The sequence below is a fragment of the Streptomyces sp. NBC_00028 genome, assembly GCF_045041065.1.
Lineage (GTDB): Bacteria > Actinomycetota > Actinomycetes > Streptomycetales > Streptomycetaceae > Streptomyces.
In genome coordinates, this window is the sequence record NZ_CP108293.1 from 4,321,890 (window position 1) to 4,332,779 (window position 10,890).

The following is a 10,890-nucleotide window of genomic DNA, read 5'->3' on the forward strand; positions in this document are numbered from 1 at the left end:
AAGGCCCCTCGGTGACCAGCCCCGCGAACACCCCCCTGGCGATCCCCGCCCTCACCGACGCCGAAGAGCTCTCCTGCGACGTCCTCGTCATCGGCGGCGGCACCGCCGGCACCATGGCCGCGCTGACCGCGGCCGAGCACGGCGCCGACGTGATCCTGCTGGAGAAGGCCCACGTCCGGCACTCCGGTGCCCTCGCCATGGGCATGGACGGCGTCAACAACGCGGTCATCCCGGGCCGCGCCGAGCCCGACGACTACGTCGCCGAGATCACCCGCGCCAACGACGGCATCGTCGACCAGTCCACGGTCCGTCAGACCGCCACCCGCGGCTTCGGCATGGTGCAGCGCCTGGAGTCGTACGGCGTGAAGTTCGAGAAGGACGAGCACGGCGACTACGCGGTCCGCCAGGTCCACCGCTCCGGCTCCTACGTGCTGCCGATGCCGGAGGGCAAGGACGTCAAGAAGGTGCTGTACCGGCAGTTGCGGCGGCGCGAGATGCGGGAGCGGATCCGCATCGAGAACCGGGTGATGCCGGTGCGGGTGCTGACGGCCGAGGGGCGGGCCGTGGGGGCGGTCGGCTTCAACACCCGTACGGGCGGCTTCGTGACGGTCCGCGCGGGCGCGGTGATCCTGGCGACGGGCGCCTGCGGCCGCCTTGGGCTGCCGGCTTCCGGATACCTGTACGGCACGTACGAGAACCCGACCAACGCCGGTGACGGGTACGCGATGGCGTACCACGCGGGCGCCGAGCTCACCGGCATCGAGTGCTTCCAGATCAACCCGCTGATCAAGGACTACAACGGTCCCGCCTGCGCCTACGTCGCCAACCCCTTCGGCGGCTACCAGGTCAACCGGCACGGCGAGCGCTTCGTCGACTCCGACTACTGGTCCGGCCAGATGATGGCCGAGTTCGCGGCCGAGGTGGCGTCCGACCGGGGGCCGGTCTACCTGAAGCTCAGCCATCTCCCCGAGGAGTCGGTCTCGGCCCTGGAGTCGATCCTGCACTCCACGGAACGGCCCACCCGGGGAACCTTCCACGCGGGCCGGGGCCATGACTACCGCACCCACGACATCGAGATGCACATCTCCGAGATCGGCCTGTGCGGCGGCCACTCGGCCTCCGGTGTACGGGTCGACGACCACGCCCGGACCACCGTCCCCCGCCTCTACGCTGCCGGCGACCTGGCCTGCGTCCCGCACAACTACATGATCGGCGCCTTCGTCTTCGGCGACCTCGCCGGCGCGGACGCGGCCCAGTACGCGGCGTACGAAGGGGAGTTGCCCGCCGACCAGCTCCGCGAGGCGCACGAACTCATCTACCGCCCGCTGCGCAACCCGGACGGCCCGCCGCAGCCCCAGGTCGAGTACAAGTTGCGCCGCTTCGTGAACGACTACGTGGCCCCGCCGAAGTCGGGGGCTCGGTTGTCGCTCGCCCTGGAGTCCTTCGAGCGGATGCGGGACGACATCGCCGAGATGGGGGCCCGCACCGCGCACGAGCTGATGCGCTGCGCCGAGGTCTCCTTCATCCGCGACTGCGCGGAGATGGCCGCGCGCGCCTCGCTGGCCCGCACGGAGTCCCGCTGGGGCCTCTACCACGAGCGTCTGGACCACCCCCAGCGTGACGACGCTTCCTGGTTCCACCACCTCGATCTGCACAAGTCCCCCTCTGGTGCGATGGAGTTCACGGCCCGTCCCGTGGCTCCCTATCTGGTCCCGATCGAGGAGTTCACCCCGACCGGCGGTCCCTCCCGGCACCTCGGTGAGGTGCACCCGGAGGAGGTGGCGACGGCCGGCTCCCGCGACCGCGCGCCGGTGGCGACGGGAGCGGAGGACGGCGGTCCGGGCCGTCCCGACAGTGCCGCCAGTTCCGACAACGCCGATAGTTCCGATAGTTCCGACAGCCGACCCGGACTCGTCGTCCGTCCCGCCGCCGAGGAGTCGGCCACCCGGCTCCTGGAGCTGGTGGCCCTCGCCGAGGAGGAGCCGGAACTCGACGCCGTGCGGCCCTACTTGGCCGATCCGGCGGCCCCGGTCCGGCGGGAGGCCGTCGCCGTCCTCACCGAGACCCTGCCTCCGGGCACCGGCCCCGCCCTGGCCGGCGCACTCCGCGACCCCGCCGCCGAGGTCCGAGCCGCCGCCGCGGCCTCGCTGCGCGAGCTGGTCGAGACACTCCCGCCCGAACCCGCCCTACGGGAGGCCCTCGCCGTCGCGCTCCGGGAACCCGACCCGGTCGTGCGGGCCGCCGCCCTCGACGTGCTGCGTGCCCTGCGGCTGGGCGACGCCGCACTGTTCACGGGCGCCCTGGCGGACGACGACATCGCCGTCCGCATCGAGGCCGTGCGCGCCCTCGTCTCGGTCGACGCCGCCGAGGAGCTGGCCCACGCGGCGGGGTCCGACCCGTCCCGCGAGGTCCGCGTCACCTTCGCCAAGGCCCTCGCGACGGTGTCCGCGGGGCGCCCCGATGCCGTCCTGCCCGCCCTGTCCGCCCTCACGGCGGACGCCGACGCCCTGGTGCGCGGCGCCGCCTACGCCGCCCTGGGCACCACCGGCTGCCCGGGGCCGCTGGCCGAGCGCGCGGTGGCCGCGTTGGCCGACGCCACCTGGCAGGTGCGGTCCGGGGCGGCGACCGCCCTCTCCGGAGCGGACGCCGACACCGCCGTCCCCGCCCTGGCCAAGGCGCTCGCCGACCCGAACGCCGACGTACGCAAGGCGGCGGTCCTGGCCCTGACACGGCACGCCCCCACCGAGGCCGCCCGCGCCGCCCTGGCCACGGCGACGACCGACCCGGACGCGGATGTGAGGGCATACGCGGCACGGGCACTGTGACGGCCCCGCCCCGGGGCGACGGCCCCGGGGCCCACGCCTACGTCCAGTCGGGCTCCGGCTCCTCCATCTCGGGCCAGTCGTCCGCCTGCGGCGCCGCCTCGCCGTCGGCCTTCGCGGCCTCCGCCGACGGCTCCCCCAGTCCCGCCAGCACCGCCAGCACGCCCTCCCCGTACGTCGCCAGCTTCTTCTCGCCGACTCCGCCGATCTCTCCGAGCTGTGCCACCGACGTCGGCCACGCCGTCACGATCTCCCGGAGCGTGGCGTCGTGGAAGATCACGTATGCCGGAACACCGTGCTCCTTGGCCTGTTCCGCGCGCCAGGCCCGCAGCGCCTCGAAGGCGGGTTGCAGTGCCTCCGGCAGCTCGACCGCGGCGGCCTTGGACTTTCCTCTGCCGGAGGAGGACGAGGAGCCCGAGGCCTTCGCGACCGTCGGCTTCTTCGGCTCCTTGCGCAACGGCACCTCGCGCTCGCGCCGCAGCACCGCCCCGCTGGCCTCGGTCAGCACCAGCGTGCCGTACTCCCCCTCGACCGCGAGCAGGCCCTGCGCCAGCAACTGCCGTACGACGCCGCGCCATTCGCCCTCGGTCAGGTCCTCGCCGATACCGAAGACAGACAGCTGGTCGTGGTCGAACTGGATGACCTTGCCCGTGCGCCGGCCCAGCAGGATGTCGACGATCTGCACCGCGCCGAACTTCTGCCCCCGCTCACGCTGGAGCCGCACGATGGTCGACAGGACCTTCTGGGCGGCGATGGTGCCGTCCCAGGTCTCGGGCGGGGTGAGGCAGGTGTCGCAGTTGCCGCAGCCCGCCGGGTCCGGTTCCTGGCCGAAGTAGTTCAGCAGTTGCCCGCGCCGGCACTGGGCGGTCTCGCACAGTGCCAGCATCGAGTCCAGGTGGGCGGCGGCCCGGCGGCGGAACGCCTCGTCGCCCTCGCCCGACTGGATCAGCTTGCGCTGCTGTATGACGTCGTTGAGGCCGTAGGCCATCCAGGCCGTCGACGGCATGCCGTCACGTCCCGCCCGGCCGGTCTCCTGGTAGTAGCCCTCGACCGACTTCGGCAGGTCGAGGTGGGCGACGAAGCGGACGTCCGGCTTGTCGATGCCCATGCCGAAGGCGATGGTCGCGACGACGACCAGGCCCTCCTCCCGCAGGAACCGGGACTGGTGCGCCGCGCGCGTGCCCGAGTCCAGGCCCGCGTGGTACGGGACCGCCTCGATGCCGTTCTTGGAGAGGAACTCGGCCGTGGACTCCACCGACTTGCGCGACAGGCAGTAGACGATGCCCGCGTCGCCCTCGTGCTCCTGACGCAGGAAGCTGAGCAGCTGCTTCTTGGGGTCGGCCTTGGGCACGATGCGGTACTGGATGTTGGGCCGGTCGAAGCTCGCCACGAAGTGCCGGGCCGTCGGCATGTTCAGCCGCTGGGTGATCTCCTGGTGCGTCGCGTGCGTGGCCGTGGCCGTCAGCGCGATGCGGGGGACGTCGGGCCAGCGCTCGCCGAGCAGGGAGAGGGCGAGGTAGTCGGGGCGGAAGTCGTGGCCCCACTGGGACACGCAGTGCGCCTCGTCGATCGCGAAGACGGCGATCTTGCCGCGGGAGAGGAGGTCGAGGGTGGAGTCGAGGCGCAGCCGCTCGGGCGCCAGATAGAGCAGGTCAAGCTCGCCCGCGAGGAACTCGGCCTCCACCACCCGCCGCTCGTCGAAGTCCTGCGTGGAGTTCATGAACCCGGCGCGCACCCCGAGCGCCCGCAGCGCGTCCACCTGGTCCTGCATCAGCGCGATGAGCGGGGAGACGACGATGCCCGTACCGGGTCTGACCAGGGACGGAATCTGGTAGCACAGGGACTTTCCGCCGCCGGTCGGCATGAGCACGACGGCGTCACCGCCCGCGACCACATGATCGATGACGGCTTCCTGCTCGCCGCGGAAGGCGTCGTACCCGAAGACCCGGTGCAGCGCGGCCAGCGCCTCGCTCCCGGCCGGTCCGGCTGGCCCTGCCACCTCGGTCACCGCTGGCATCTCGCTGATCCCACCCATCCCACCCATAGCCCTGTCCCCCGTACGTCGTCCCTCGACCACTGCCTCCACGATAGGGGTCCGCACCGACAGCGCCGGAGTTATCCACAGGCCGACGGCATCACGGTCCGCGTTCACTCCAATGGTGTGCGTCACCTGGAGCCCGCCCCGCCCCCGGGACATGCTGCTCAGGCGGGACAGGGGAGGCCCGCCTCTCGGACAGCGCGCCTCGACCGGTGCGCGCCCCTTCCGCTTCAAGGAGCCCCAGCATGTCCTCTCGGCCCCTCAAGGCCGCCGTCGCCGTGGCGATAGCCGGAGCCTTCTGCCTGACCGCCGCCCCCGCGCAGGCCGCACCCGCGGCCGAAGCCGACCCATGGGCCGCCCTGACCGCCACGTACGCGGCGACCGGCAAGTACGCGTACGAGCCGTTCGCCCCCACGGGCGGCTACGCGCGCACCAACACGTGCGTGCCCAAGATGGGCTACCACTACGTCAACGGGCAGCTTCTGGCCGACCCGGCCGTCAACGCCGCCAAGCCCGAGGCCCTGCTGTACGAGGGCGGGTCCAACCCGAGCACCCGCAAGCTGGTCGGGGTGGAGTGGATCGTCCCGGACACGGCCGTGACCGCCGCGCCGACGCTGTTCGGCGAGACCTTCTTCCACGACACGGTCCTGAAGGTCTACTCGCTCCACGCGTGGATCTACAAGACCAACCCCGACGGGCTCTTCACGGCCCTCAACCCTAAGGTGACGTGCCCGGCCTGAGCGCACGCGAAAGGGCCCCGGCCCCCCGAGGGGGACCGGGGCCCGCCGCACGAACACGGCCCAGGCGCAGTGCGGGTCAGCGCACGAACACTCCCGCCTGGTTGGCCAGGTCCAGGAAGTACTGCGGCGCCACACCGAGCACCAGCGTGACCGCCACACCGACGCCGATCGCCGTCATCGTCAGCGGCGACGGCACGGCGACCGTCGGCCCCTCGGGCCGCGGCTCGCTGAAGAACATCAGCACGATGACGCGGATGTAGAAGAACGCCGCGATCGCCGACGAGATCACACCGACCACGACCAGCGGTGCCGCGCCGCCCTCCGCCGCCGCCTTGAACACGGCGAACTTCCCGGCGAACCCGGAGGTCAGCGGGATGCCGGCGAAGGCCAGCAGGAACACCGCGAAGACGGCGGCCACGAGCGGCGAACGGCGGCCGAGGCCGGCCCACTTGGACAGGTGCGTCGCCTCGCCACCGGCGTCCCGCACGAGCGTGACCACGGCGAACGCGCCGATCGTCACGAACGAGTAGGCGGCCAGGTAGAAGAGGACGGACGACACCCCGTCCGGGGTGGTCGCGATGACGCCCGCGAGGATGAAGCCCGCGTGCGCGATCGACGAGTACGCCAGCAGCCGCTTGATGTCGGTCTGCGTGATCGCGACGATCGCGCCGCCCAGCATGGTGACGATGGCGACGCCCCACATGACCGGCCGCCAGTCCCAGCGCAGGCCGGGGAGGACGACGTACAGGATGCGCAGCAGGGCACCGAACGCGGCCACCTTGGTCGCCGCCGCCATGAAGCCGGTCACCGGGGTGGGTGCGCCCTGGTAGACGTCCGGCGTCCACATGTGGAACGGGACCGCGCCGACCTTGAACAGCAGGCCCATCACGATCATCGCGGCGCCGACCAGCAGCAGCGCGTCGTTGCCCATGGTGTCCGCGAGCGCCGGGTCGACGTTGGTGACCGTGCCGTCGACGACCTGCGCGATGTCTGCGTACGACACCGAGCCCGCGTACCCGTAGAGCAGCGCGATGCCGAACAGGGTGAACGCGGAGGCGAACGCGCCGAGCAGGAAGTACTTGACCGCGGCCTCCTGCGACATGAGTCGCTTGCGGCGGGCCAGGGCGCACATCAGGTACAGCGGCAGGGAGAAGACCTCCAGGGCCACGAACAGCGTCAGCAGGTCGTTGGCCGCGGGGAAGATCAGCATGCCGGCGACGGCGAAGAGCAGCAGCGGGAACACCTCGGTGGTGGTGAACCCGGCCTTCACGGCCGCCTTCTCGCTGTCGCTGCCCGGCACGGAGGCGGCCTGCGCGGCGAACGAGTCGACCCGGTTGCCGTGTGCCTCGGGATCGAGCCGCCGTTCGGCGAAGGTGAACAGGCCGACCAGGCCCGCCAGCAGAATCGTGCCCTGGAGGAAGAGCGCCGGTCCGTCGACGGCGATGGCGCCCATCGCCACGATGCCGGCCTTGGTGGTGGCGTACCCGTCGGCCGCGAGGGCGACGACCGCGGCGAAGGCGGCGGCCAGCGCTACGGCGGAGAGGAACACCTGGGCGTAGTACCGCTGCTTGCGCGGGACGAACGCCTCGACGAGCACCCCGATGATCGCCGCACCGACGACGATCAGCGTGGGCGACAATTGTCCGTATTCGATCTTCGGCGTTTCGATCTTCGAGATCGGATCGGCCGCGGTTGTCCACAGGCTGTGGACGGCTGTTGCGCTCACTTGGCCGCCTCCACCTCGGGCTGGGGGTCCTTCTTCTGTACGTCGGACAAGGTCGACTTGACCGCCGGGTTGACGATGTCCGTGACCGGCTTCGGATAGACACCGAGGAAGATCAGCAGGACGATCAGCGGTGCGACGACCACGAGCTCACGGACCCTGAGGTCCGGCATCGCGGACACCTCCGCCTTCACCGGGCCCGTCATCGTCCGCTGGTAGAGGACGAGGGTGTAGAGCGCGGCGAGCACGATGCCGAAGGTGGCGATGATGCCGATCACCGGATAGCGCGAGAACGTGCCGACCAGCACCAGGAACTCACTGACGAACGGCGCGAGTCCGGGCAGCGACAGGGTCGCGAGGCCACCGATCAGGAACGTGCCGGCGAGCACCGGGGCGACCTTCTGCACACCGCCGTAGTCGGCGATGAGCCGCGAGCCGCGCCGCGAGATCAGGAAGCCCGCGACCAGCATCAACGCGGCCGTGGAAATACCGTGGTTGACCATGTAGAGCGTCGCGCCGGACTGACCCTGGCTGGTCATCGCGAAGATGCCCATGATGATGAAGCCGAAGTGCGAGATCGACGCGTACGCCACCAGCCGCTTGATGTCCCGCTGGCCGACCGCGAGCAGCGCCCCGTAGACGATGCTGATGACCGCCAGGACGAGGATCGCGGGCGTCGCCCACTTCGACGCCTCCGGGAAGAGCTGGAGGCAGAAGCGGAGCATCGCGAACGTGCCGACCTTGTCGACGACCGCCGTGATCAGCACGGCGACCGGGGCCGTGGCCTCGCCCATCGCGTTCGGCAGCCAGGTGTGCAGCGGCCACAGCGGGGCCTTCACCGCGAAGGCGAAGAAGAAGCCGAGGAACAGCCAGCGCTCGGTGTTGGTCGCCATGTCGAGCGAGCCGTTGGCCCGCGCCTCGGCGATCTCCTGGAGGCTGAAGTTCCCGGCGACCACGTACAGGCCGATCACCGCGGCCAGCATGATGAGGCCGCCGACCAGGTTGTAGAGCAGGAACTTCACCGCGGCGTACGACCGTTGCGTCGACGCCGCCTCTTCTCCGTGCTCGTGGGCCCGGTCCCCGAAGCCGCCGATGAGGAAGTACATCGGGATCAGCATGGCTTCGAAGAAGATGTAGAAGACGAAGACGTCGGTGGCCTCGAAGGAGATGATCACCATCGCCTCGACGGCCAGGATCAGGGCGAAGAAGCCCTGCGTCGGCCGCCACCGCCCCGCAGCGAAGCTGCCAAGAGATTCAGCGCCGGTCTCCAGCGGGTCGGCGTCGTGCCAGCCCGCGAGGATGATGAACGGGATCAGCAGCGCGGTGAGCGCGAGGAGCGCCACCCCGATGCCGTCCACGCCCAGTTCGTAGCGGACCCCGAAGTCCTTGATCCACCAGTGGGATTCGGTGAGCTGGTAGCGGTCGCCGTCCGGGTCGAAGCGGACCAGGACGACGATCGCGAGGGCGAGGGTGGCGAGCGAGAAGAGCAGCGCCAGCCACTTGGCGGCGGTGCGCCGCGCGGCCGGTACGGCCGCCGTGACGACCGCCCCGATCGCGGGGAGCGCCGCCGTCGCTGTCAGCAGAGGAAAGGACATCGGTATCAGACCGCCCTCATCAGCAGGGTCGCGGCGATCAGCACTGCCGCACCGCCGAACATCGAGACCGCGTACGACCGCGCGAAGCCGTTCTGCAGTCGGCGCAGTCGTCCGGAGAGGCCGCCGACCGAGGCCGCCGTGCCGTTGACGACTCCGTCGACCAGCGTGTGGTCGACGTAGACCAGGGACCGCGTGAGGTGCTCGCCGCCGCGGACCAGGACCACGTGGTTGAAGTCGTCCTGGAGCAGGTCGCGCCGGGCCGCGCGGGTGAGCAGCGACCCGCGCGGGGCGACGACCGGGACCGGGCGGCGGCCGTACTGCAGGTACGCGAGGGTGACACCGATGACCATGACGGCCACCGTGGCCGCCGTGACCGTGCCCGCGCTGATCGGCGCGTCTCCGTGGTCGTGCCCGGTGATGGGCTCCAGCCAGTGCAGGAAGCGGTCGCCGATGCCGAAGATGCCGCCCGCGAAGACCGAGCCGAAGGCCAGCACGATCATGGGGATCGTCATGGACCTGGGCGACTCGTGCGGGTGCGGCTCGGCGTGCTCGCCGCGGTGCTCGGCGGCGGGCTCCGCGCTGGGCGCCTCCGGGGAGCGGGTCGGCTGGTTCTTCCAGCGTTCCTCTCCGAAGAACGTCATCAGCATCACTCGCGTCATGTAGTACGCCGTGATGGCCGCGCCCAGCAGGGCGCAGGCGCCGAGGATCCAGCCCTCGGTGCCGCCCTTGGCGAACGCCGCCTCGATGATCTTGTCCTTGGAGAAGAAGCCGGACAGACCCGGGAAGCCGATGATGGCGAGGTAGCCGAGGCCGAACGTCACGAAGGTGACCGGCATGTACTTCCTGAGGCCGCCGTACTTGCGCATGTCGACCTCGTCGTTCATGCCGTGCATGACGGAGCCGGCGCCGAGGAACAGCCCGGCCTTGAAGAAGCCGTGCGTCACCAGGTGCATGATCGCGAAGACGTAGCCGATGGGGCCGAGGCCCGCGGCGAGGACCATGTAGCCGATCTGCGACATGGTCGAGCCGGCCAGCGCCTTCTTGATGTCGTCCTTCGCGCAACCGACGATCGCACCGAACAGGAGCGTGACCGCACCGACGATGGTGACGACGAGCTGGGCGTCCGGGGCGAGGTTGAAGATGTTGGCGGAGCGGACGATCAGGTAGACGCCCGCGGTCACCATGGTCGCGGCGTGGATGAGGGCCGAGACCGGGGTCGGGCCCTCCATCGCGTCCCCGAGCCAGGACTGGAGCGGCACCTGGGCGGACTTGCCGCAGGCCGCGAGCAGCAGCATCAGCGCGATGCCGGTGAGCGTGGCCTCGGAGGCGCCGGTGACGAGGCCGGGCTCCTCGTGGCTGCCGAGGACCGGGCCGAAGGCGAACGTCCCGAACGTCGTGAACATCAGCATGATGGCGATCGACAGGCCCATGTCACCGACGCGGTTGACCAGGAAGGCCTTCTTCGCGGCGGTGGCGGCGCTGGGCTTGTGCTGCCAGAAGCCGATGAGCAGGTAGGACGCGAGACCCACGCCCTCCCAGCCGACGTACAGCAGGAGGTAGTTGTCGGCGAGGACGAGGATCAGCATCGCCGCGAGGAACAGGTTCAGATAGCCGAAGAAGCGGCGGCGCCGCTCGTCGTGCTCCATGTACCCGACGGAGTACAGGTGGATCAGCGAGCCGACGCCGGTGATCAGCAGGACGAACGTCATCGACAGCTGGTCGAGGCGGAAGGCGACGTCCGCCTGGAAGCCCTCGACCGGGACCCAGCTGAACAGGTGGCTCGTCAGGGTCCGGTGCTCGGCGTTCTTGCCGAGCAGGTCGGCGAAGAGGACGACGCCGAGGGCGAAGGAGACGGCCGCCAGGGCCGTGCCGATCCAGTGGCCGACGGCGTCGAGGCGCCGGCCACCGCACAGCAGTACGGCCGCTCCGAGCAGTGGCGCCGCCACCAGCAGCGCAATCAGGTTCTCCACGA

The 10,890-nt window shown here is 70.7% G+C and carries 6 protein-coding genes; 2 read left to right on the top strand and 4 right to left on the bottom strand.

Annotated elements, in window-relative coordinates:
* The first annotated feature begins 11 nt into the window (after positions 1-11).
* Entirely contained in the window at positions 12-2,825 is a 2,814-nt protein-coding gene (locus OG885_RS19175; RefSeq protein WP_405732963.1) for a fumarate reductase/succinate dehydrogenase flavoprotein subunit, read from the top strand.
* Positions 2,826-2,862: 37 nt separating this feature from the next.
* Here OG885_RS19175 and recQ read toward each other — a convergent pair whose 3' ends face one another.
* Complete coding sequence (gene recQ, locus OG885_RS19180) at positions 2,863-4,866, bottom strand: DNA helicase RecQ (protein ID WP_405732966.1); 2,004 nt, start codon at positions 4,864-4,866, stop codon at positions 2,863-2,865.
* A 239-nt stretch (positions 4,867-5,105) separates the two neighbouring features.
* On the opposite strand from recQ, the gene OG885_RS19185 reads away from it, so the two are divergent.
* Positions 5,106-5,600: a hypothetical protein gene (locus OG885_RS19185; RefSeq protein ID WP_405732969.1), complete on the top strand. Its 495-nt coding sequence runs from the start codon at positions 5,106-5,108 to the stop codon at positions 5,598-5,600.
* Between the two features lie 76 nt (positions 5,601-5,676).
* Here OG885_RS19185 and nuoN read toward each other — a convergent pair whose 3' ends face one another.
* The 3 genes from nuoN to nuoL are packed head-to-tail and all read right to left on the bottom strand — an operon-like array spanning position 5,677 to position 10,888.
* Positions 5,677-7,326 carry an NADH-quinone oxidoreductase subunit NuoN gene (nuoN, locus tag OG885_RS19190; RefSeq protein WP_405732972.1) on the bottom strand — a complete coding sequence of 550 codons (1,650 nt, stop codon included), beginning with the start codon at positions 7,324-7,326 and terminating at the stop codon, positions 5,677-5,679.
* Complete coding sequence (locus OG885_RS19195; RefSeq protein WP_405732975.1) at positions 7,323-8,918, bottom strand: NADH-quinone oxidoreductase subunit M; 1,596 nt, start codon at positions 8,916-8,918, stop codon at positions 7,323-7,325. Before OG885_RS19195 ends, nuoN begins: the two co-directional genes overlap by 4 nt.
* Before the next feature lie 5 nt (positions 8,919-8,923).
* Entirely contained in the window at positions 8,924-10,888 is a 1,965-nt protein-coding gene (gene nuoL, locus OG885_RS19200; RefSeq protein WP_405732978.1) for an NADH-quinone oxidoreductase subunit L, read from the bottom strand.
* Between the last annotated feature and the right edge of the window lie 2 nt (positions 10,889-10,890).

What these genes read in the sequence shown, in the direction of transcription:
- recQ (WP_405732966.1), bottom strand. Translation starts at nt 4,866, where the DNA reads ATGGGTGGGATGGGTGGGATCAGCGAGATGCCAGCGGTGACCGAGGTG.
- OG885_RS19185 (WP_405732969.1), top strand. Translation starts at nt 5,106, where the DNA reads ATGTCCTCTCGGCCCCTCAAGGCCGCCGTCGCCGTGGCGATAGCCGGA.
- OG885_RS19195 (WP_405732975.1), bottom strand. Translation starts at nt 8,918, where the DNA reads ATGTCCTTTCCTCTGCTGACAGCGACGGCGGCGCTCCCCGCGATCGGG.